This is a genomic window from Delftia sp. UME58, assembly GCF_014170385.1.
In the GTDB taxonomy this organism is placed as follows: Bacteria; Pseudomonadota; Gammaproteobacteria; order Burkholderiales; family Burkholderiaceae_C; genus Comamonas; species Comamonas acidovorans.
Genome location: NZ_LZZV01000055.1, coordinates 134468 through 155103 on the forward strand (window position 1 = coordinate 134468; position 20636 = coordinate 155103).

General features: G+C 64.3%; 24 protein-coding genes. 2 read left to right on the top strand and 22 right to left on the bottom strand.

From position 1 onward, the window contains the following. Positions 1–57: 57 nt before the first annotated feature. The 20 genes from acpS to A9976_RS16285 all read right to left on the bottom strand — a co-directional run bounded on the left by acpS (position 58) and on the right by A9976_RS16285 (position 17684). Complete coding sequence (gene acpS / locus A9976_RS16190; RefSeq protein ID WP_013801000.1) at positions 58–453, bottom strand: holo-ACP synthase; 396 nt, start codon at positions 451–453, stop codon at positions 58–60. A gap of 20 nt (positions 454–473) precedes the next feature. Further along, a complete protein-coding gene (locus tag A9976_RS16195; protein WP_183019841.1) occupies positions 474–1253 on the bottom strand; it encodes a pyridoxine 5'-phosphate synthase in 780 nt (259 codons plus the stop codon). After that, positions 1250–2020, bottom strand: a complete 771-nt coding sequence (gene recO, locus A9976_RS16200) for a DNA repair protein RecO (RefSeq protein ID WP_012207058.1) — start codon at positions 2018–2020, stop codon at positions 1250–1252. Before recO ends, A9976_RS16195 begins: the two co-directional genes overlap by 4 nt. 27 nt (positions 2021–2047) lie before the next feature. Continuing rightward, positions 2048–3082, bottom strand: coding sequence for a GTPase Era (gene era, locus A9976_RS16205; protein WP_183019842.1), 1035 nt, complete (start codon positions 3080–3082; stop codon positions 2048–2050). After that, on the bottom strand, positions 3079–3762 hold the full coding sequence (gene rnc, locus A9976_RS16210) for a ribonuclease III (protein WP_012207060.1): 684 nt from the start codon (positions 3760–3762) through the stop codon (positions 3079–3081). The genes era and rnc overlap by 4 nt, the downstream gene beginning before the upstream one ends. After that, positions 3763–4125 (bottom strand): DUF4845 domain-containing protein, encoded by a 363-nt coding sequence (locus A9976_RS16215; protein ID WP_183019843.1) that lies wholly within the window; start codon positions 4123–4125, stop codon positions 3763–3765. A gap of 70 nt (positions 4126–4195) precedes the next feature. Beyond that, positions 4196–5173, bottom strand: coding sequence for a signal peptidase I (gene lepB, locus A9976_RS16220; protein ID WP_183019844.1), 978 nt, complete (start codon positions 5171–5173; stop codon positions 4196–4198). Then, positions 5173–6981 carry a translation elongation factor 4 gene (lepA, locus tag A9976_RS16225; RefSeq protein WP_183019845.1) on the bottom strand — a complete coding sequence of 603 codons (1809 nt, stop codon included), beginning with the start codon at positions 6979–6981 and terminating at the stop codon, positions 5173–5175. Before lepA ends, lepB begins: the two co-directional genes overlap by 1 nt. A gap of 427 nt (positions 6982–7408) precedes the next feature. Further along, on the bottom strand, positions 7409–8881 hold the full coding sequence (locus A9976_RS16230; RefSeq protein ID WP_183019846.1) for a DegQ family serine endoprotease: 1473 nt from the start codon (positions 8879–8881) through the stop codon (positions 7409–7411). Between the two features lie 304 nt (positions 8882–9185). After that, positions 9186–9902 (bottom strand): sigma-E factor negative regulatory protein, encoded by a 717-nt coding sequence (locus A9976_RS16235; protein WP_183019847.1) that lies wholly within the window; start codon positions 9900–9902, stop codon positions 9186–9188. 75 nt (positions 9903–9977) lie between these two features. After that, positions 9978–10607 (bottom strand): RNA polymerase sigma factor RpoE, encoded by a 630-nt coding sequence (gene rpoE / locus A9976_RS16240; protein WP_043783676.1) that lies wholly within the window; start codon positions 10605–10607, stop codon positions 9978–9980. A gap of 38 nt (positions 10608–10645) precedes the next feature. After that, positions 10646–11167 carry a hypothetical protein gene (locus tag A9976_RS16245; protein WP_183019848.1) on the bottom strand — a complete coding sequence of 174 codons (522 nt, stop codon included), beginning with the start codon at positions 11165–11167 and terminating at the stop codon, positions 10646–10648. An 85-nt stretch (positions 11168–11252) separates the two neighbouring features. Next, positions 11253–12497 carry a beta-ketoacyl-ACP synthase II gene (gene fabF / locus A9976_RS16250; RefSeq protein WP_183019849.1) on the bottom strand — a complete coding sequence of 415 codons (1245 nt, stop codon included), beginning with the start codon at positions 12495–12497 and terminating at the stop codon, positions 11253–11255. A 39-nt stretch (positions 12498–12536) separates the two neighbouring features. Further along, complete coding sequence (gene acpP / locus A9976_RS16255) at positions 12537–12776, bottom strand: acyl carrier protein (protein WP_003058049.1); 240 nt, start codon at positions 12774–12776, stop codon at positions 12537–12539. 149 nt (positions 12777–12925) lie between these two features. Beyond that, positions 12926–13672, bottom strand: coding sequence for a 3-oxoacyl-ACP reductase FabG (gene fabG, locus A9976_RS16260; protein WP_013800993.1), 747 nt, complete (start codon positions 13670–13672; stop codon positions 12926–12928). Then, positions 13669–14613 (bottom strand): ACP S-malonyltransferase, encoded by a 945-nt coding sequence (gene fabD, locus A9976_RS16265; RefSeq protein ID WP_183019850.1) that lies wholly within the window; start codon positions 14611–14613, stop codon positions 13669–13671. The genes fabG and fabD overlap by 4 nt, the downstream gene beginning before the upstream one ends. A gap of 56 nt (positions 14614–14669) precedes the next feature. Further along, on the bottom strand, positions 14670–15647 hold the full coding sequence (locus A9976_RS16270; protein WP_012207070.1) for a beta-ketoacyl-ACP synthase III: 978 nt from the start codon (positions 15645–15647) through the stop codon (positions 14670–14672). 5 nt (positions 15648–15652) lie between these two features. Next, positions 15653–16693 (bottom strand): phosphate acyltransferase PlsX, encoded by a 1041-nt coding sequence (gene plsX / locus A9976_RS16275; protein ID WP_013800990.1) that lies wholly within the window; start codon positions 16691–16693, stop codon positions 15653–15655. 113 nt (positions 16694–16806) lie between these two features. Then, positions 16807–16989, bottom strand: a complete 183-nt coding sequence (gene rpmF, locus A9976_RS16280) for a 50S ribosomal protein L32 (protein ID WP_012207072.1) — start codon at positions 16987–16989, stop codon at positions 16807–16809. A gap of 137 nt (positions 16990–17126) precedes the next feature. Then, positions 17127–17684: a DUF177 domain-containing protein gene (locus tag A9976_RS16285; protein ID WP_183019851.1), complete on the bottom strand. Its 558-nt coding sequence runs from the start codon at positions 17682–17684 to the stop codon at positions 17127–17129. A 25-nt stretch (positions 17685–17709) separates the two neighbouring features. Here A9976_RS16285 and A9976_RS16290 point away from each other — a divergent pair, with 25 nt between their 5' ends. Beyond that, positions 17710–18330, top strand: coding sequence for a Maf family nucleotide pyrophosphatase (locus A9976_RS16290; RefSeq protein WP_183019852.1), 621 nt, complete (start codon positions 17710–17712; stop codon positions 18328–18330). Next, positions 18327–19118 (top strand): SAM-dependent methyltransferase, encoded by a 792-nt coding sequence (locus A9976_RS16295; RefSeq protein ID WP_183019853.1) that lies wholly within the window; start codon positions 18327–18329, stop codon positions 19116–19118. Before A9976_RS16290 ends, A9976_RS16295 begins: the two co-directional genes overlap by 4 nt. An 85-nt stretch (positions 19119–19203) precedes the next feature. Here the strand turns inward: A9976_RS16295 and A9976_RS16300 are convergent, their stop codons facing one another. Together A9976_RS16300 and A9976_RS16305 are read right to left on the bottom strand one after the other, a co-directional pair. Next, entirely contained in the window at positions 19204–20250 is a 1047-nt protein-coding gene (locus tag A9976_RS16300) for a S49 family peptidase (protein ID WP_183019854.1), read from the bottom strand. A 1-nt stretch (position 20251) separates the two neighbouring features. Beyond that, positions 20252–20620 carry a Rieske (2Fe-2S) protein gene (locus A9976_RS16305; protein WP_183019855.1) on the bottom strand — a complete coding sequence of 123 codons (369 nt, stop codon included), beginning with the start codon at positions 20618–20620 and terminating at the stop codon, positions 20252–20254. Between the last annotated feature and the right edge of the window lie 16 nt (positions 20621–20636).

A 20636-nucleotide genomic window follows, 5' to 3' on the forward strand; every position in this document is an offset into this window, starting at 1 on the left:
CGGGAGTTCCTATGAATCCTGTGGAGTCAAAAAAGCCAGCGTCACGCTGGCCGGGTGTCAGGCGCGGCGCTCTACCACGCAGAAGCTGGCGGCGTAGTCGCTCTCGTCGGTCACGGACAGGTGCACCTGCAGGTTGCGTGCCTCGAACCATTCCTTGAGCGCGCCATGCAGCACGATGGCAGGCTGGCCGCTGGGCAGTTTGACGACCTCGCAGCTGCGCCAGGTCATGGGCATGACCATGCCCATGCCTATGGCCTTGGAAAAGGCCTCCTTGGCGGAAAAGCGCGTGGCCACGAAGCGGATGCCGCGCTCGGGCCAGCGCGCGCGGCGGGCACGCCAGGTGGCCAGTTCGCCCTCGGCCAGCACCTTCTCGGCGAAACGGTCGCCATGGCGCTCCAGGCTGGCGCGGATGCGGCGCACGTCGCAGATGTCGGTACCGATGCCGTAGATCATGGATTCGCTCCGCGAAGGAATCAGGCGCCCCGGCGCGCCACCATGCCCTGGTCTATGCACTGCTGGTAGGCGCGCACGGTTTCGGCATAGCCCAGCTCCAATGCGTCGGCGATCAGCGCATGGCCGATGGAGACTTCGAGCAGGCCCGGCACGCGCGCGACGAAGGCGGCCAGGTTGTCGCGGCTGAGGTCGTGGCCGGCATTGATGCCCAGCCCGGCATCCAAAGCCGCCTGGGCCGCCGCCGCATAGGCCTGCAGCTGGGCTTCCTGGTCTGCCGTGCCCCACGCCGCCGCATAGGGCTCGGTGTACAGCTCGACCCGGTCGGCGCCCACGGCGCGCGCAGCGGCCATCTGCGCGGGCACGGGGTCCATGAACAGGCTGACGCGCACGCCCAGCTGGCGGCATTCGGCAATCAGCGGCTCCAGGCGCTCGGCGTCCTGCGGGAAGTTCCAGCCATGGTCGCTGGTGAACTGGTCCTCGCTGTCGGGCACGAAGGTGGCCTGGTGCGGGCGCGTGTCGCGGATGAAGTCCATGAGGTTCTGCGTCGGGTTGCCCTCGATGTTGAACTCCGCCTGCGGCCAGTGTTTCATCAGCGCATGCAGTTCATGGACATCCTCGCTGCGGATATGGCGCTGGTCGGGACGCGGATGGATGGTGATGCCCTGGGCACCGGCCTCCAGGCAGATGCGCGCGGCACGCGTCACGCTGGGAATGCCCAGGTGGCGCGTGTTGCGCAGCAGCGCAACCTTGTTGACATTGACCGACAGCGCCGTGCGCTGCGAAGCGTGGGAAAGATTCATAGCGATTGCAGATCCATCATCAGCTGGCGGGTGCGCAGCATGGGACTGCCGCAATGGTATTGCAGCAGGGCCCTCAGTTGGGGCTTGAGGGCCAGCGCCTGCTCGGGTTGGGCCACCACATGCAGCGTGGCATTGAAGGCCTGCCGGGCCTGCAGCGCACTTTCAATGGCCTGCCATTGCGCAGCGCCCAGCACGGCGCGCTCGCCCTGCAGCGCCGGGCGCAGGCCGCCTTCGGCCACCAGCGCATAGCGGCGGCCTTCGGCCAGCGGCGCCAGCGTGGCGCTTTCCTCATTCAAGGCGGGCAGATGGCCCAGTTCGCGCAGCAGCAGCAGCTCGAAGGTGCGCAGCACGGGCTCGATGGCATCACCGTGCTGGCCCGCCAGCACGCGCACCACGCCGGCATAGATGTCGAACAGCGCCGCATAGGGATCGTCTCGCGCCAGCAGGCGCATCAGCAGTTCGTTGAGGTACAGGCCCGACATCAGGGCGTCGCCCTGGGGCATGACATGGCCGCCCACCCACTCGGCACCCTTGAGGGTGTGGATCTCGGCATTGCCCTCGCCGCCCAGGCTGTAGCTCAGGCTCAGCGGCTGCAGCGGCAGCAGCACGGGGCGAAAGTTCGAGGTCGGTCGCTTGACGCCCTTGGCCGCCAGCGCCACGCGGCCCCGGTGCCGCGTGAAGACCTCGAGGATCAGGCTGGACTCGCTCCAGTCATAGCTGTGCAGCACATAGGCCGGCTCGTCCGAGACACGCTTGGCGCTAGCCATGGACAGAGGGCCTTGCGGGGAGGTTTCTCACTCGTAGCCGAAGGAGCGCACGCGGGCCTCGTCGTCGGCCCAGCCCGAGCGCACCTTGACCCAGACTTCGAGGAAGACCTTGGCATCCATGAGCTTTTCCAGCTCCTGGCGGGCCTCGGTGCTGATGCGCTTGAGGCGCTCGCCCTTCTCTCCGATGATCATGGCCTTGTGTCCGTCGCGCTCGACCACGATGGTCGCCGCCACGCGGATGAAGCGCTTGTGCTGCTTGCTGGCCTCTTCCTCGAACTTGTCGATGACCACCGTGGAGGTGTAGGGCAGCTCGTCGCCCGTGAAGCGGAACAGCTTCTCGCGCACGGTTTCCGAGGCGAGGAACTTCTCGCTACGGTCGGTCAGCTCGTCGGGCGCATACATCCAGTCCTGCTCGGGCAGGTATTTCTCGCAGATGCCGAACAGGCGCTCGATGTCGCCCTTGCTCTTGGCCGACATGGGCACGAACTCGGCAAACGGATGGCGCTCCTGCATGCTCTTGAGCCAGGGGGCGATCTCGGCACGGCGGCCCACGGTATCGAGCTTGTTGGCGATCAGCAGCGTGGGAATGCCGGGCTTGAACAGCGACAGCACCTTGGCATCGGCCAGCGTGAACTGGCCGGCTTCCACGACGAACAGGATCAGGTCCACGTCGCCGATGGCGCCCATCACGGTCTTGTTGAGCGACTTGTTCAGCGCCGTGCTGTGCTTGGTCTGGAAACCCGGTGTATCGACGAAGATGAACTGCGTCGCGGCGCGCGAGCGAATGCCCGTGATGCGGTGGCGCGTGGTCTGCGCCTTGCGCGAGGTGATGCTGATCTTCTGGCCCACCAGCGCATTCATCAGCGTGGACTTGCCCACATTGGGCTTGCCGACGATGGCGATCAGGCCGCAGCGCTGCGGGCCTGTCGGCACCTCGGGCGCCTGGGCTTCCTCAGGGGTGGATGCCGTGCGCGCTGCGCCGGCGCCGGGCTTGGCCGCAGCCAGCAGGGCATCGAGTTCGGCGGCGGTCTGTGCCGGCGCCGGAGGTTTGTCTTGGTTCATGCGTGTCTTGCTTTCAATAGTTCCAGCATGGCTGTGGCAGCCGTCTGCTCTGCGGCTCTGCGCGAGGCACCCGTTCCCCGGGCCTGCAGCTGCAGCTCGGCAATCGCGCAAGCCACTTCAAAGGTCTGGCGGTGGGCGGCGCCCGTGGTGGCGACCACCTCGTACTGCGGCAGCTTCATGCGCCGTCCCTGCAGCCATTCCTGCAGGGCCGTCTTCGCATCCTTTTCGGCTGCACGCATGTGGGGGTTGATGTCCACGCCTTCGAAAAGATGGTGTACCACCTTCTCGCCCGCAGCGTAGCCGGCATCCAGATAGACCGCGCCGATCAGGGCCTCGACCGCATCGGCCAGGATGGAGGGGCGTTGCTTGCCGCCCGACTTGGATTCACCCTCGCCCAGGCGCAGCAGATCGGGCAACTGCAGCCTCAGCGCGATCTGGTGCAGCGTGCCTTCCTTGACCAGGTTGGCGCGCACGCGGGACAGATCGCCCTCGGGCATGGAACTGAGCCGCTGGTAGAGCAGGCTGGAAATGGCAAGGTTCAGCACCGAGTCGCCGAGGAATTCCAGGCGCTCGTTGTTGTCTGCCGAGAAGCTGCGGTGCGTGACGGCACGCTGCAGCAATGCAGGCTCGGCAAATTGATGCTGCAGCCTCAGCTGCAGCGCATTCAGTAAGGGAGGCACCTATTGGGTCTGCTTCTTAAAACGGTAAGTCAGGTAGGCGGGGCCCACGAGATGGATCTCGCGCGAATACTCGAACCCCACCACAATGCGGTCGTTGACCTTGGTCACTTCGAGGTCCTCACCAGCGACCGACTTGATGTCGTCAATCTGGGCGGCACGGTTGAAGTTGGCTTTCACGTCTGCCACAGAAGTTCCCTCTCGGGCAGACTTGTTGGCAGCCTTGACGATGGCCTGATATTCCAGGAGGACTGGCAGGGATTGTGCGCCGACAGCCACCACGCCCACGCCCAGGGCAATCACAAACACCAGTCCCAGAAAGGACAGGCCGCGCTGGCGCGAACGCCGGTTGTTCGATGTCAACATGCTTTTTCCTCCTCCGATGCGAATCCCTCGCACATGCCCGGTCCGATCCGGGCCCCAGGCATGCACATGATCAATGGAAGCTGCCGATGCGCTTGAAATCCCCGAAGTTCATCCAGACGAAGAAAGCCCGGCCCACGATGTTCTTGTCGGGCACAAAGCCCCAGTAGCGGGAATCCAGCGAATTGTCGCGGTTGTCGCCCATCATGAAGTACTGGCCCTCCGGCACCTTGCAGGTGATGCCCTCGACGCTGTAGCGGCAGTTCTCGCGGAACTCGAAGCCGCTGGCGCCCTGGATGAAGGCGGGCACGTCCTGGTTCACGATCATGCGGTGCGGCTTGTCGCCCAGCGCCTCCTCGTACTGCTTGAAGTAGCGCATCGCATCCTTGTCGAAGAAGTCAGGCAGTGCATTGACCGGGACTTCCTTGCCATTGATCGTCAGCCGCTTGTTCAGGTAGGCGATCTCGTCGCCCGGCAGGCCCACCACCCGCTTGATGTAGTCAAGGCTGGGCTGGGGCGGGTAGCGGAACACCACCACATCGCCACGCTGCAGCGGCGTTCCCTGCGTGATCTTGGTGTTGATCACCGGCAGGCGCACGCCATAGGTGAACTTGTTCACCAGGATCAGGTCGCCCACGAGCAGCGTGGGGATCATGGAGCCCGACGGGATCTTGAACGGCTCGAACAGGAACGAGCGCAGCACGAAGACGATCGCGATCACCGGGAACAGGCCTGCCGTCCAGTCCAGCCACCAGGGCTGCATGAGGATGCGGCCCTTGGCCTCTTCCGACACCTCGATGTCGGTCTTGGCGATGCCCATGCGGTCGAGTTCTGCGCGGCGCGCCACGGCAGCCTCCTCGATGGCCACGGCAGCGCGGCGGCGGCGCGGCAGGAAGTACAACCGTTCCGCCACCCAGTACAGGCCCGTGACCACGGTGGCCAGGAACAGCAGCAGCGCGAAGTTGCCCTCGATGAAGCCTGTGTACCAGGCGCCGATATAGCCCACGAAGGCCGCGAGTACGACGGCCGTAATCCATTGCATGGCTTGCATCAATCCTCCACTTGCAGGATGGCCAGGAAGGCCTCCTGGGGCACTTCCACCGATCCGATCTGCTTCATGCGCTTCTTGCCGGCCTTTTGCTTTTCCAGCAGCTTGCGCTTGCGGGTGATGTCGCCGCCGTAGCACTTGGCCAGCACGTTCTTGCGCATGGCCTTGACGGTTTCCCGCGCGATGATGTTGGCACCGATGGCGGCCTGGATGGCCACATCGAACATCTGGCGGCTGATGATCTCGCGCATCTTGGCCACCACGGCCCGGCCGCGGTACGTGGCCTGGGAGCGGTGCACGATGATGGACAACGCATCGACCTTCTCGCCATTGAGCAGGATGTCCACCTTCACCACGTCGGAGGCGCGGTACTCCTTGAACTCATAGTCCATGGAGGCGTAGCCGCGCGACACCGACTTGAGCTTGTCGAAGAAGTCCAGCACGATTTCGCCCAGCGGCATCTCATAGGTGAGCATCACCTGGCGGCCGTGGTACTGCATGTTGATCTGCACGCCGCGCTTTTGGTTGGCCAGCGTCATCACCGGGCCCACATAGTCCTGGGGCATGTACAGGTGGACAGTGACGATGGGCTCGCGCACTTCCTCGATCCGGCCGGCATCGGGCATCTTGGACGGGTTCTCGACCTGGATGACCTCGCCATCGCCCTTGACCACTTCGTAGACCACGCTGGGCGCGGTGGTGATCAGGTCCTGGTCGAATTCGCGCTCCAGACGCTCCTGCACGATTTCCATGTGCAGCAGGCCCAGGAAGCCGCAGCGAAAGCCAAAGCCCAGCGCCTGCGAGACTTCAGGCTCGAACTGCAGGGACGAATCGTTGAGCTGCAGCTTCTCCAGCGCATCACGCAGCTGGTCGTACTCGCTGGCTTCGGTGGGATACAGGCCCGCGAACACCTGGGGCTTGATTTCCTTGAAGCCGGGCAGCGCCACGGTGGCGGGGCCCAGGTTGTTGGGAAGCTTCTTTTCCAGCGTGATGGTGTCGCCCACCTTGGCCGCCTTGAGCTCCTTGATACCGGCGATGATGTAGCCCACCTCGCCTGCGCGCAGCGCATCGCGCGGCACGTCGGCCGGGGTGAACACGCCCAGGTTGTTGGCTTCATAGGCAGCGCCCGAGGCCATCATCTTGAAGCGCTCGCCACGCTTGAGTTCACCATCGACCACGCGCACCAGCATCACGACGCCCACATAGGTGTCGAACCAGCTGTCGATGATCATGGCGCGCAGTTGGCCATTGGGATCGCCCTTGGGCGGCGGCACCTTGGCAACCACGGCCTCCAGGATCTCGTCGATGCCCATGCCGGTCTTGGCCGAGCAGGGAATGGCATCGCTGGCATCGATGCCGATGACATCCTCGATCTCGGCCTTGGCGTTGTCAGGATCGGCCTGCGGCAGATCCATCTTGTTGAGAACAGCCGTCACCTCCACGCCGAGCTCCAGCGCGGTATAGCAGTTGGCCACGGTCTGCGCCTCGACGCCCTGCGAGGCATCCACCACCAGCAGCGCTCCCTCGCAGGCCGACAGCGAACGCGAGACTTCGTACGAGAAGTCCACGTGGCCGGGCGTGTCGATGAGGTTGAGGTTGTAGACCTGGCCATCCTTGGCCTTGTACTGCAGGGCTGCGGTCTGCGCCTTGATGGTGATGCCGCGCTCTTTCTCGATATCCATCGAGTCCAGCACCTGGGCTTCCATGTCACGGTCAGCCAGGCCTCCGCAACGCTGGATGAGGCGGTCAGCCAGCGTCGACTTGCCATGGTCGATGTGCGCAATGATGGAAAAATTTCTGATGTGGTTCATCAACGAGAAGGACTGCTAGTGAAGGTGGAAAACGACAGGGCCGGCGCACAAGAAAAAAGGGCGCGTCCATGAACGACGCGCCCCGAACCAACAATCTCTGGCAACTGCGATAGTTGGGACTTTATTGTAGGCAAAAAGGGCTGAAAACCAAGCCCTGACAAGGCCTGCAAAGGTCCGGGCTTGATCTGTCACAATTATTTATCAACAGTTTATCAACAGAACCGCCGAGCCATTTCTCGCCCGTCGATCACCGGATAGTGCGGTGCTTTTGCACCGCAACAATCCCCTTTGAAAACAGGTTTCTGACGCCTTGAGCCGTCACGCTTTGGTAGGGCATTTTACCCAATGCCCCAAGGGGCATGGGCGGCTCCGGGTCAGGATTCCGAGGGTATTCCCCAGGAACCGGAAAACCGCCCTCCCCCGCAGCTCAGCGCGCCGGACGGATCAGCACGTACTGCGCCCATTCGCCACGGCGCACCAGCAGGTTCACCGGCTTGCTCTTGTCCACCTTGGCCAGCGTGGCCTCGAAGCTCTTGAGCCCCGTGATCTCGACATTGGCCAGCTGCAGGATCACGTCGCCTTCGCGCAGGCCCGCGCGTGCCGCGGCCTCGACAGCCGCCGTCACGCGCACGCCGCCCTTGATGCCCAGCTCCTTCTTCTGGGCATCCGTGAGCTCGGCCAGCGTCAGGCCCAGCGGCTGGGAAACCAGGGTGCTGCCCTTGCCGGAGGACTTTGCCTGCGGGGCGGCGCCGTCGGGCTCGACCTCGGCGATCACCATGGTCAGATCCTTGGCAGCACCGCGACGGAACACCGTGATGGTGCTGCGTGTTCCGGGCTTGGTATTGCCTACCAGGCGCGGCAGGTCAGCCACCTTGTCGATGGCCTTGCCGTCGAACTTGATGATCACGTCACCGGCCTCGACGCCCGCCTTGGCAGCGGGCGAATCCGACTCGACGGCCGAGACCAGCGCGCCCTGCGCCTTGCCCAGGCCGATGGATTCGGCAATATCCTTGGTGACCGGGCCGATCTGCACGCCAATGCGGCCTCGCGTGACCTTGCCGGTGGCGCGCAACTGGTCGCTGACACGCACGGCCTCATCGATCGGAATCGCGAAGCTGATGCCCATGAAGCCGCCGGAGCGCGAATAGATCTGGCTGTTGATGCCCACGACCTCACCGCGCATATTCAGCAACGGGCCGCCCGAGTTGCCGGGGTTGATGGCCACATCGGTCTGGATGAAGGGCAGATAGTCACCCGTGTCGCGCTGCTTGGCGCTGACAATGCCTGCAGTGACGGAGTTGTCGAGACCGAAGGGCGAACCGATGGCCATCACCCACTCGCCGACCTTGAGGCGGTTCACGTCGCCGATCTTCACGGCAGGCAGCCCAGTGGCGTCGATCTTGACCACGGCCACGTCGGTGCGCTTGTCGCTGCCGACGATCTTGGCCTTGAACTCGCGCTTGTCGGTCAGCGTGACGATGACTTCGTCAGCGCCTTCGACCACGTGGGCATTGGTCATCACAAAGCCATCGGCCGTCAGGATGAAGCCGGAGCCCACGCCGCGCGGCTGCTCCTCGTCAGGCTGCGAACGCGGCTGTGGACGCTGGCGCGGCACATTGGGCACGGGCAGGCCGAAGCGGCGGAAGAATTCGAGCATGTCCTCGTCCATGCCCAGCGCCTCGGCGGAGTTGGCCGACACCTTCTCCAGCGTGCGGATGTTGACCACGGAAGGGCCGACCTGCTCGACCAGATCGGTGAAGTCCGGCAGCCCCCGCACCACGGCGCCACTTTGCGCATGGGCGGCACTCACCGGCACCAGCATTCCTGCGCCGCCTGCAGCCAGCGCCAGAACGCCGGCCAGTGCGCAGGACTGCAGCGTCTTCCATCGAACAGTGGTCATGGTCATCCTTTCCATCTCAATCATTACGTTGCCCCGACGCCATCGCGCCAAGGCGGTTTGTTCGGACACATGGCAGCCGACTTGCTTTCGGACGAACGTCACATTCTGGCGCAGTCCTGGCGAGCATCGGCCAGACGATGGCTCAGAAGCCTGAAAGACACGGTTAGTTCCCGAATCGGCAGCATGCATGGGGCGCGAGCCGCCGTGCATGGAGCACAAATGACTGCACCCGCGTCCATTTCAATGCCGAAAGGCTGAACGCGGGTGCAAAAGAAGGCAGGAGAGCAATGCTCTCCTGTGAGATTCAGCGCTGGTTGGCGCGCGGTGCCGAGGCGAAGTTGGCGTTGCGCAGGAAGCTGGCGGGCATCTGCAACGTGGCCGGCCCACTGTATTGCGGATGCGAGGCCAGCAGCGCATCCAGGCGCGGATCGCGCAGCATCACGCTCTGCCCGTAGGGTCCGGCCACCGCCACGACCGAGGAAGACTGGGCCGTATCGCCAAGCGGGAAGTCCTGGGCATTGCCAGCCACCGCAACCGGCGCCGACGGAGCACCCGACTCAAGGGCAGCCAGGGCCCGGCCCGGCGCGGCGCCGGGACCGGCAGGCGCGCCCAGCATCACGCTCCAACCAATGGCGGCCACGGCCGCCACGGAGGCAAAGCCCGCCGCCATCTTCCAGCGGAATACCGAAGCATTGGCCGCATCGCGCAGCGGCGCGCCATTGATCACAGCCCGGTCCTGCGCCGGATGCGCGATTTGCGCCAGCTCTTCAGTAGCCACCGAGACCAGGGGACGGCGAGGCTCGTTGGCCAGTTGGGCGCGGATTCCGGAGAGCACATCGTGCCGGCTGTGATGTGCCAATTCAGGGGAACGCAGCACATCGCCCACGAGGTGGTACATGCGCCACTCCTGCTGGCCTGCATCGCTTTCCGCATAGGCCAGCACGGCCTGCAACTCTGCGGCAGAGAGTTCACCATCAGCCAATGCCGACAATTGTTCGCGCTTCGTCAGATCGTCATTCATGATCAATCACCTGCTTGTCTGCTCTGAGACCCTGTACCCAAAAAATGCGCCACCGGCAGCCACGACCCATCACGACTACCAACGCTTGCCCGACTGGCGCTCCAGCAAAGGCTTGACCCTGGCTGAAATCGCTTCCCGTGCGCGAAAAATGCGTGAGCGCACGGTGCCGATGGGGCAACCCATGGCGTTCGAGATTTCCTCGTAGCTCAGACCTTCGATTTCCCGCAACGTGACAGCTTGTCGGAGATCCTCGGGCAAAGCCTCCATGGCGGCGTTGACTGCCTGGGCAATTTCCTGGGCCGCCAGGATCGTTTCGGGCGTTTCTTCGGTGGTTAGTTCCTGGCTGACCCGGGAAGTTTCATCATCGTCATCCCCGTTGTGTAACGCGCTTTCGGTGATCAACGGCGAGCGCTTCATGTCCAGCAGCGCCTTCTTGGCGGTATTCACGGCAATGCGGTACAGCCAGGTATAGAACTGGGCATCCCCCCGAAACTGGTGCAGGGCACGATAGGCGCGGATGAAGGTTTCCTGCGCAATGTCCGGCACCAGGTCCACGTCGCGCACCATGCGGCCGATGAGGCGCTCGATGCGGCGCTGGTACTTGATGACCAGTAGCTCGAAGGCCCGCATGTCTCCTGCGTTGGTGCGCTCGACCAGAGCCAGGTCGCTATCGGCAGAAGAAGGCGGGAATTCGGGAGGCGTCATGAAATCGGTGAAGACGGGCCGCAGCGGCCCTGGCGCAGTCATTGCGCCCGTTCTGTAGGTCTGGCCGGGGAATATACAGCACGCCGCAAATCACCCCAGGTTTCCGGACTCTGCCTGCACAACAGCAGCAGCCAGCGGGAGCCGCGCCAATGCGCGGGCCCCGCCGGCACCATGGAAACCATGGGACGGACCTGCACCCACAACCACGGCCCACCATCGGCCCGCACCTGCAGCCGCACCGGCTGCGCCGCCTGGCCCGGGTCCGCCGCGCCGATCGACCACTGCACGCCATCCCAGGCGATGAAACCTTGACCCAGGCTGTGCCATCCATGCCACATGCCTGCAGCACTGACCAGGCAAACCGCAACGGCCACGGCGGCAGGCCACCACCCTGACTGGAGATTCAAGACCCATGCCCGCAAAAGCATGGCGGCCAGCAGCCAAAGCGCAAAAAGACACGCTGCGACGGTGCGCGATGGCTTCAGCGGATGGCGAACTGCGGGCGGCGCATGGCGAGACGGCATGCCTGCAGTGTCGCAAAACCGCAGCATGGCCGGCATTTATCCCGCATTCACCTTGCACATGCGTGAAATAAAAAAGCCCGCCTCCTTGCGGGGCGGGCTTTTCATGTGCGTTGCGCAGGCCTCAGATTCGCTTGAACACCAGCGTACCGTTGGTGCCTCCGAAGCCGAAGTTGTTCTTCACCGCCACCTCGATAGTCGCGTCCCGTGCCGTATTGGCGCAGTAGTCGAGATCGCACTCCGGGTCCTGGTTGTCCAGGTTGATGGTCGGAGGAATCTTTTGCTCGTGCAGTGCCAGCACGGTGAAGACGCTCTCGATGCCACCGGCACCGCCCAGCAGGTGACCTGTCATGGACTTGGTCGAACTGACAACGATGTTCTTGGCGTGATCGCCCAGAGCCGCCTTGATGGCATTCGTCTCGTTGAGGTCGCCCAGCGGCGTGGAAGTGCCGTGCGCGTTCAAATAGTCGATCTGGTCGGCATTGATGCCGGCATTTCGCAAAGCTGCCAGCATGGCGCGGCGCGGGCCGTCCATGTTGGGTGCCGTCATGTGGCCGGCGTCGGCACTCATGCCGTAGCCGCACAGTTCGGCGTAGATCTTGGCACCGCGGGCCTTGGCATGCTCGTACTCTTCCAGCACCAGCACGCCCGCGCCTTCGCCCAGCACGAAGCCGTCGCGGTCCTTGTCCCAGGGACGCGAAGCGGCCTTGGGATCATCATTGCGCGTGGACAGGGCGCGCATGGCGGCAAAGCCGCCGACGCCCAGGGGGGAGACCGTGGCTTCCGTGCCACCAGCCACCACCACATCGGCATCGCCGTATTCGATCATGCGTCCTGCCTCGCCTATGCAATGCAGCCCGGTCGTGCAGGCAGTCACCACGGCAAGATTCGGCCCCTTGAAGCCGAAGCGCATGGACACATGGCCAGCCACCATGTTGATGATGGAGGCAGGCACGAAGAACGGCGTGATGCGGCGCGGTCCGCGCGCAGCCAGTTCCGCGTGGGTGTTCTCGATCAGCGGCAAGCCGCCGATGCCCGAACCGATCACACAGCCGATGCGCGTGGCCAGATCATCCGACAAGGCCTCGCCCGTGGGCAGACCTGAGTCCTGCACGGCTTGCGCCGCAGCAGCGATGCCGTAATGGATGAAGGTGTCCATGGAGCGCGCATCCTTGGCGCTCATGTACGACTCCACATCGAATCCCTTGACCTCACCCGCAATCTTGCAGGCAAAGTTCGAGGCATCGAACTTGGTGATGAGGTCAATGCCGGACTGGCCGGCCAAAAGATTGGCCCAGGCGTCGCCCACCGTGTTACCCACGGGGGAGATGCAACCCAGGCCGGTCACGACAACGCGACGACGGCTCATGCGTAAAACCTTCTGCTGATCGCTCGGGTCAGGGCCCTATCAGGCCTTCTGGTGGGTGTTGGCGTAGTCGATGGCGTTTTGCACCGTCGTGATCTTTTCCGCGTCTTCGTCGGGGATCTCGATGCCGAATTCATCTTCCAGGGCCATCACCAGCTCCACCGTGTCCAGGGAGTCAGCACCCAGATCAGCCACGAAGGCCTTTTCGTTGGTGACTTGAGACTCTTCAACGCCGAGTTGTTCGGCAATGATTTTTTTGACACGTGCTTCGATATCGCTCATGGTTTCCCTCTGGGGGTTGTGAATGAACCCGCGATTCTAGCTGCTTCGGGCCTCAGGCCCTCTTCAGCCGGCCGTCGCGAGGAAACGGCCTCTTCGGTTGCAAGCAACGCCGGCTTCTGGCAGGGGTCTGCCCGCAGCCGCCGCAGCACTTACATGTACATGCCGCCGTTGACGTGCAATTCCTGGCCGGTGACGTATCCCGCACCCGCAGATGCGAGGTAGGCCACGGCATGGGCGATGTCGCTGGGCTGGCCCAGATCGCCCATGGCGATCTGCGATTTGAGGGCGTTCTTCTGCTCTTCGGGCAGCTCCGCCGTCATGTCGGTGGCAATGAAGCCGGGCGCCACGCAGTTGACCGTGATGCCGCGGCTGCCCAGTTCACGGGCCAGCGCACGCGTCATGCCGGCAACGCCGGCCTTGGCGGCCGCATAGTTGGCCTGGCCGGGGTTGCCGGAGGCGCCGACGACGCTGGTGATGTTGATGATGCGGCCAAAACGCTGCTTCATCATGGGCCGAATGGCCGTACGGCTGACTCGGAAAACCGCCTTGAGATTGGTGTCGATCACCGCATCCCAGTCGTCGTCCTTCATACGCATGGCCAGGGTGTCGCGTGTAATGCCGGCGTTGTTGACCAGCACATGCAGACCGCCGTCATTCTTGACGATGCTGTCGATCAGGGCATCGACGGCCGCCCCATCCGTGACATTGAGGTTCACGCCACGGCAGCCCTCATGGGCCGACAGGGCCTGGCCGATCTTTTCCGCGCCACCGTCGGTGGTGGCCGTGCCGATCACGCGGTAGCCGCGCGCTGCCAGCTCCTGGGCAATGGCAGCACCAATGCCACGCGAGGCACCCGTCACCAGGGCAACCTGGGGCTTGTTCTGGTTGTCAGTCATGCGAGGGATTCTTTCACGTCGGCCAGCGTGGCCGGATCATAGAGGGCAGCGGCCGTCAGGTCCGCGTCAATCCGCTTGGTCAGGCCCATCAGCACCTTGCCGGGACCGCATTCGACGAGATGCACGATGCCGCGCGCCTTCATGGCCTGCACGCATTCCACCCAGCGCACAGGGCCAAAGGCCTGGCGATAAAGCGCATCGCGGATGGCGTCGGCGTCTTGCTCGACCGCCACGTCGATATTGTTGAGCACGGGAATCTGCGGCGCAGCCAGCGCAGTGGCAGCCAGCGCCGCCTTGAGCTTTTCGGCCGCAGGCTTCATCAGGCTGGAATGGAACGGCGCCGACACGGGCAACGGCAGGGCGCGCTTGGCGCCTGCGGCCTTGAGGGCTTCGCAGGCCTTTTCGACAGCAGCCTTGCTGCCGGCGATCACGGTCTGCGAAGGATCGTTGAAGTTGACGGCTTCGACGACTTCGGCGCCACCCAGTGCGGCCGTGACCTCGGCGCAGCCTGCGCGCACCTTGTCGGAGTCCAGGCCCAGGATGGCCGCCATGGCGCCCGTGCCCACGGGCACGGCCTCCTGCATGGCTGCAGCACGCAGGCGCACCAGCGGGGCAGCCTGGGCCAGCGTCAGCACGCCCGAGGCGACCAGGGCGGAATACTCGCCCAGCGAATGACCTGCCACGGCATCGGGCAGCGCGCCGCCTTCGGCCTGCCACACGCGCCAGGCGGCCACACCGGCCACCAGCATCACGGGCTGGGTGTTGGTGGTGAGCGCCAGGGCTTCCTTCGGTCCTTGCTGGATCAGCTGGACGATGTTTTCACCCAGCGCCTCGGAGGCTTCGGCCAGCGTCTGCGCCACCACAGGATGGTCACCCCATCCGTCAAGCATGCCTACCGATTGCGAACCCTGGCCGGGAAAGACGAATGCAAACTTCTTCATATTTTCAAAAATAAAAGCCGCGCCATGGGAGCCTGCCGGCAGGCAGGCATCCCGCATCACATCTTGAGAAGCACCGCACCCCAGGTGAAGCCACCGCCCACGCCTTCCAGCAGCACGGTCTGCCCGGGCTTGACCTGGCCATTGCGCACGCCGTGGTCCAGCGCCAGCGGGATCGAGGCGGCCGAGGTATTGCCATGCTGGTCCACGGTCACCACCACCTTGTCCATGGACAGCTTGAGCTTGCGCGCCGTGCTTTGCATGATGCGGATGTTGGCCTGGTGAGGGATCAGCCAGTCGATATCGGCATCGGTGAGCCCGGCCTTGTCCAGCGTCGCGCGGGCGGCCTTTTCCAGCACGCCGACCGCCAGCTTGAACACGGCCTGTCCATCCATCTTCAGCAGCGGATCGCCGAGCACCTGGCCGCCGGATACATTGCCCGGCACGCAGAGGATGCCCACATGCTTGCCATCGGCATGCAGGTCGGACGCCAGGATGCCCGGCTGCTCGGACGCCTCCAGCACCACCGCGCCGGCGCCGTCGCCGAACAGCACGCAGGTCGTGCGGTCGTTGAAATCAAGGATGCGGCTGAAGACTTCGGAACCCACCACCAGCGCGCGGCTTGCGGCGCCGGACTGGATCATGGCATCGGCCACCGTGAGAGCGTAGACAAAGCCACTGCACACAGCCTGCACGTCAAAGGCCGCGCAGCCATTGGCTCCGAGCTTGTTCTGCAGGATGCAGGCCGTGGACGGGAAGACCATGTCGGGCGTCGAGGTGGCGACGATGATCAGGTCGATGTCCTGTGGCTGGCAGCCAGCGGCCTCCAGCGCCTTCTTCGACGCCTCCAGGGCCAGATCGCTGCTGGCCACGTCGGGCGCGGCAAAGTGACGGGCATGGATGCCGGTGCGCTCGACGATCCACTCGTCCGAGGTCTCTATGCCACGCTGGGCCAGTTCGGCTGCCAGATCGTGATTGGTGAGTCGGCGGGGTGGCAGGTAGCTGCCCGTGCCGGTGATGCGTGCGTAGCGTCTCATCTGTATTAGGGCGCCGACGGTCCCGATTCCGACTGCGCAGCCAGCAAAAGAGGCAGGGCTGCGGAGATGCGGGTACGGACACGGTCGAGCAGGTTGTTGCGGGCCGCATCATACGCGCGGTTCAGCGCGTGCTCGAAAGCCAAGGCATCGGCCGACCCATGGCTTTTGAACACCAGCCCGCGAAGGCCCAGCAGCGCCGCACCGTTGTGACGCCGATGGTCCACGCGATTCATCAGCGCAGTTAGCACCGGATAGGCAACGATTGCAGCCATTTTGGTGAAGATGTTGCGCTTGAACTCCTGCTTGAGGGCATTGGAGATCATGGACGCCACCCCTTCGGAAGACTTGAGGGCCACGTTGCCCACAAAGCCGTCACAGACCACGACCTGGGTCGTGCCCTTGAAGATATCGTTCCCTTCGACGTTTCCGTAGAAGTTCAGGTGACCGGCCTTGCCGGCCGCGCGCAACAGTTCGCCCGCACGCTTGATGACTTCGCTGCCCTTGATCTGCTCTTCGCCGATATTGAGCAGGCCCACCGAAGGCGCCTCTTCGTTGTTCAGCGCGGACACCAGGGCCGAGCCCATGACGGCGAACTGCAGCAGATGCTCGGCCGAGCAATCCACGTTGGCACCCAGGTCCAGCACCGTGGTTGCACCACCCTTGGCATTGGGCAATTGGGGAGCGATGGCGGGGCGATCGATACCATCCAGCGTCTTGAGCAGGTAGCGCGAGATGGCCATCAGCGCACCCGTATTTCCAGCAGACACGGCAGCAGCAGCCTGGCCATCCTTGACCTGCTGGATGGCGACGCGCATCGAGGAATCCTTCTTCCTGCGCAGCGCCACCTCGATCGGGTCATCCATGCCGACGACTTCCGAGGCCGGCACCACGCTGGCGCGCTCATGCGCAAAGCCAGCCAGCGCATCGGGCTGGCCGACCAGCAGCAGCCGGGCGTCGGAATGGGAATCGAGGAACTGGCGGCACGCCGCGAGCGTGACGCGGGGGCCGTGATCACCCCCCATGCAGTCAACGGCCAAAGTGATCATGAGCGACTGGCAAGCCTGTTGCAAGGCCTGGAAAGATAGGAACGGCCATCAGAAAAAACAAAAGCCCGCGCTACGAAAACTGTAGCCGCGGGCTCTGCGGGAACGGTCGAAGGTCAGGCTTCGGACTTGTTCTTCAGCACTTGACGGCCGCGGTACACGCCGTTGGGGCTGATGTGGTGACGCAGGTGGGTTTCACCCGTGGTGGGTTCCACGGCGATGCCAGGCACATTCAGTGCATTGTGCGAACGGTGCATACCGCGCTTGGAGGGGGACTTCTTGTTCTGCTGAACAGCCATGATGGCTCCTGTGTATCTGAAAAGGGTTGGTAAAAAACGCGATCAGCCCATTAAAGACACGAGGGGGTTTCGCGCGAAGCCCTTGATTATAGCGCAATCGCTTTTCCCGGCCTCGACCTTTTTTCCGGGCATCTCGATCAGTCTGCGGATTTGCCCACATCCAGGCCGCGAAGCACGGCGAACGGATTGGGCTTGTCCTCGATGGCCTGCTCGAAGTCCGCGTCGCTGGACTGCATGCTCACAGACTCGGGGCAGGCATCGTGACGCGGCACCACGGGCAGTTCCATGAGCAACTCGTCCTCTATGAGTTCGAGCAGATTGAACTCGCGGCTGAGCACCAGCAGGTCCTCATCGCTTTCATCGTCCTCGGACTCGGCCGTGGCTTCATCCGCAACAAAGCGAAAAGACCGATCAACCTGCAGGGTGATGGGCGCCAGGGCCAGGCAGCGCTGGCACACCATGGGCACGACGGCATCGGCCTGCAGATGCAGCCACACCTGACCGGGGCCACCGGTCTGCTCGACCAGCTCGCCGTCCGCCTGCCAGTGCACCTGGCCTTGCGTGTCACCGGCATCCGGCTGCGCATCCTGGGCCAGACGCGGGAAGACTGACAGTGTTGTCTGGTCCTGGAGATGGCCCTGCGATTGCGCGAAAGCGCGAACATCGAGGCGGGCCGCAGAAAATTCCTTGCTCATGCGGGCAGTGTAAGAGAATCCGGGCATGCAAGCTCCCCACCCCGCCTTAGCCCAGGCTCCCGGCCTGGCGCGTCCCCTGATCCTTGGCTCCACCTCACGCTACCGCCGCGAACTCCTGGAGCGGCTGCGGCTGCCATTCCAGACCGTCTCCCCGGAAGTCGATGAAACACCTCTGGCCGGAGAGACACCGCACGCGCTTTCCCTGCGCCTGGCCCTGGCCAAGGCCCGGGCCGTGGCTGCGCTGCACCCGGGCGCTGTTGTCATCGGCTCCGACCAGGTGCCCGAGCTCGATGGCCTGCCGCTGTCCAAGCCCGGCAACCATGAACGCGCCACCGAACAGTTGCGCCAGATGAGCGGGCGCCAGATGAATTTCCACACCGCCGTGAGCGTGGTCTGCCAGGAAACCGGCTTCTCCGAGACCGACGTGGTGACGGTCCAGGTGCGCTTTCGCGATCTCAACGATGCGGAAATCGAGCGCTACCTGCGCGCCGAGCAGCCTTATGACTGCGCAGGCAGCGCCAAGAGCGAGGGCCTGGGCATTGCCCTGCTCGACGCCATCGTCAGCGACGATCCCACGGCACTGATCGGCCTTCCGCTGATCCGCACATGCCAGTTGCTGCGCGCCGCAGGAGCTGTGCTGCCATGAGCGATGCCATCACCAAGCCCCTGACAGGAACGCTCTACCTGGTGCCCGCGCCGCTGGACTTCGGCTGCGATGAGCAAACGCCGCTGACGCAGGTCCTGCCCGATGGGACACTGCGCACCGCTGCGCGGCTGACCCACTGGATCTGCGAAAACGCCAAGAGCACACGCGCCTATCTCAAGCGCATCGACGCGCTGCATGCACTGGCCCAGCCCTTGCAAGCCCAGCAGATCACGGAGCTGCCGCGCGAGGCCCACAAGAAGGGGGACCATGGCGACAAGGGTGCCGCGGTCTTTGACGCCAAGCCACTGCTCGCCCCCTTGCTGGCCGGACACGACATGGGACTGGTCAGCGAGGCCGGAATGCCCGCCGTGGCCGACCCCGGCAGCTCCATCGTGCGCGCCGCGCACGATTTGGGCATACGTGTCGTGCCGCTGGTCGGACCTGTATCGCTGCTGCTGGCGCTGGCCGCCAGCGGCCTCAGCGGACAGAACTATGCCTTTGTGGGCTACCTGCCCCAGGACGCTGGCGGGCGGGTGCAGCGCATCAAGGAGCTTGAAGCCCTGGCATTGCGCCAAGGCCAGACCCAGCAGTTCATCGAGACGCCCTACCGCAACGCCGCGCTGTGGCAGGCCTTGCTGCAGACGCTGCAACCCCATACCCGTTTGGCGTTGGCCTGCGGCCTGACACTGGAGAGCGCCCGCATCGAAAGCCGGCTGGTGCGCGAATGGCGCCAGCACAAGGAAGCGCCGGACAACCGCACGCCGGTGGTGTTCTCCATCGGCCGCTGAAGCCGCCCACCAGCGAAAAAGCCCGCCTTCGATAAGAAGGCGGGCTTTTTCGTCTTGGCAGCCTGAGCGGGAACCCCCGCAAGAATCAGCGCAGAGCCGGAAGGCTGGAACGCAGTGCCTGCACCGCACCGCCGCCGAAAGCCGCGCCGAAACGCTTGGCCAGGCGCTCGGCCACGTTGTCGCGGCGCGTGTAATCCACCACCTCTTCCGCCTTGACCACTTCACGGGCCACATAGTCAAGACTGCCCAGCTTGTCGGCCAGGCCCATCTCCACCGCCTGCTGGCCGGTCCAGAACAGGCCGCTGAAAGTCTCGGGCGTCTCATGCAGGCGGTCACCACGGCCAGCCTTGACCACGTTGATGAACTGCGAGTGGATCTGGCCCAGCATCTTGTGAGCATGTTCGCGCTGCCCTTCGGACATGGGGCTGAACGGGTCCAGGAAACCCTTGTTCTCGCCAGCCGTCAGCAGGCGGCGCTCCACGCCGAGCTTTTCCATGGCGCCGGTGAAGCCGAAGCCATCCATGAGCACGCCGATGCTGCCCACGATGCTGGCCTTGTCCACAAAGATCTCATCGGCAGCGGCGGCAATGTAGTAGGCAGCCGAGGCGCAGGTTTCTTCCACCACGGCATACAGGGGCTTGTCGTACTTGCCCTTGAGCCGCACGATTTCGTCATTGATGATGCCGGCCTGCACAGGGCTGCCGCCCGGCGAGTTGATCAGCAGCACCACGGCGCGCGAGCCCGAGTCCTCGAAGGCACTGCGCATGGCGGCCACCACGAATTCCGCGCTGGCGTCGGCACCTGCGGCGATCTCGCCCTTGACCTCGACCACGGCCGTGTGCGGGGAGGAACTGGTCGTGGTCGCCGTGTCCTTGGCAAACAGCACCCACAGCACCACGAGGATGAGCGCCGTCCACAGCAGGCGGCCGAAGAGGCGCCAGCGGCGCGAGGCACGCTGCTCGTTGATGGTGGCGAAGACCAGCTTTTCCAGCACATCCCGCTCCCAGCCGCTCGATGCCGCCGCGCGCGCATCGGCAGCCGCCGCGGCGGGCGTGGCCCGGGCCCACAGGTCCGCACCCGGGGATGGGTGCGATGCGGAGCCAGGATTTTCCGGAGGTATGGGGGAAGTCATGTCAGAACTCGACGGGTTTCAGGTTATCGGCAGTATGCCAGTGCACCAACCCCGCGCTTTCGCTCAGGGAGATTTTCACAAGGCCGCCACGGCAGGGCCCGCCGGCGCAGGCGCCGCTGTCGGGCGCATAGGCCGCTCCATGGGTGGCGCACAGCAGCCAGCGCCCGGTGTCATCGAAAAAGCGGTCCGGCTGGTAGTCCATCTCCATGGCCACATGGGTGCAGCGATTCAGATAGGCATGCACCCGTCCCTCGAAGCGGATGGCGAATGCGCGGCAGGAATGACCCGCATAGACCACATCGAAGGGCACGGCATTCGCCCCCTCCTGCAGGGCCTCACTGGCGCACAGAACAATGCTCTCAACAGTCACCGGCACACCTCACAAG

Bases quoted from the DNA above. Each gene is read 5' to 3' on its own strand.
- recO (WP_012207058.1), bottom strand. From the start codon at position 2,020: ATGGCTAGCGCCAAGCGTGTCTCGGACGAGCCGGCCTATGTGCTGCAC.
- plsX (WP_013800990.1), bottom strand. From the start codon at position 16,693: ATGATCACTTTGGCCGTTGACTGCATGGGGGGTGATCACGGCCCCCGC.
- rpoE (WP_043783676.1), bottom strand. From the start codon at position 10,607: ATGACGCCTCCCGAATTCCCGCCTTCTTCTGCCGATAGCGACCTGGCT.
- era (WP_183019842.1), bottom strand. From the start codon at position 3,082: ATGAACCAAGACAAACCTCCGGCGCCGGCACAGACCGCCGCCGAACTC.
- A9976_RS16295 (WP_183019853.1), top strand. From the start codon at position 18,327: ATGAGCGATGCCATCACCAAGCCCCTGACAGGAACGCTCTACCTGGTG.
- acpP (WP_003058049.1), bottom strand. From the start codon at position 12,776: ATGAGCGATATCGAAGCACGTGTCAAAAAAATCATTGCCGAACAACTC.
- lepA (WP_183019845.1), bottom strand. From the start codon at position 6,981: ATGAACCACATCAGAAATTTTTCCATCATTGCGCACATCGACCATGGC.
- A9976_RS16285 (WP_183019851.1), bottom strand. From the start codon at position 17,684: ATGAGCAAGGAATTTTCTGCGGCCCGCCTCGATGTTCGCGCTTTCGCG.
- lepB (WP_183019844.1), bottom strand. From the start codon at position 5,173: ATGCAAGCCATGCAATGGATTACGGCCGTCGTACTCGCGGCCTTCGTG.
- fabF (WP_183019849.1), bottom strand. From the start codon at position 12,497: ATGAGCCGTCGTCGCGTTGTCGTGACCGGCCTGGGTTGCATCTCCCCC.
- A9976_RS16245 (WP_183019848.1), bottom strand. From the start codon at position 11,167: ATGCCGGCCATGCTGCGGTTTTGCGACACTGCAGGCATGCCGTCTCGC.
- A9976_RS16235 (WP_183019847.1), bottom strand. From the start codon at position 9,902: ATGAATGACGATCTGACGAAGCGCGAACAATTGTCGGCATTGGCTGAT.
- fabD (WP_183019850.1), bottom strand. From the start codon at position 14,613: ATGAAGAAGTTTGCATTCGTCTTTCCCGGCCAGGGTTCGCAATCGGTA.
- A9976_RS16215 (WP_183019843.1), bottom strand. From the start codon at position 4,125: ATGTTGACATCGAACAACCGGCGTTCGCGCCAGCGCGGCCTGTCCTTT.
- rpmF (WP_012207072.1), bottom strand. From the start codon at position 16,989: ATGGCTGTTCAGCAGAACAAGAAGTCCCCCTCCAAGCGCGGTATGCAC.
- fabG (WP_013800993.1), bottom strand. From the start codon at position 13,672: ATGACTGACAACCAGAACAAGCCCCAGGTTGCCCTGGTGACGGGTGCC.
- A9976_RS16300 (WP_183019854.1), bottom strand. From the start codon at position 20,250: ATGACTTCCCCCATACCTCCGGAAAATCCTGGCTCCGCATCGCACCCA.
- A9976_RS16290 (WP_183019852.1), top strand. From the start codon at position 17,710: ATGCAAGCTCCCCACCCCGCCTTAGCCCAGGCTCCCGGCCTGGCGCGT.
- acpS (WP_013801000.1), bottom strand. From the start codon at position 453: ATGATCTACGGCATCGGTACCGACATCTGCGACGTGCGCCGCATCCGC.
- A9976_RS16230 (WP_183019846.1), bottom strand. From the start codon at position 8,881: ATGACCACTGTTCGATGGAAGACGCTGCAGTCCTGCGCACTGGCCGGC.
- A9976_RS16270 (WP_012207070.1), bottom strand. From the start codon at position 15,647: ATGAGACGCTACGCACGCATCACCGGCACGGGCAGCTACCTGCCACCC.
- A9976_RS16195 (WP_183019841.1), bottom strand. From the start codon at position 1,253: ATGAATCTTTCCCACGCTTCGCAGCGCACGGCGCTGTCGGTCAATGTC.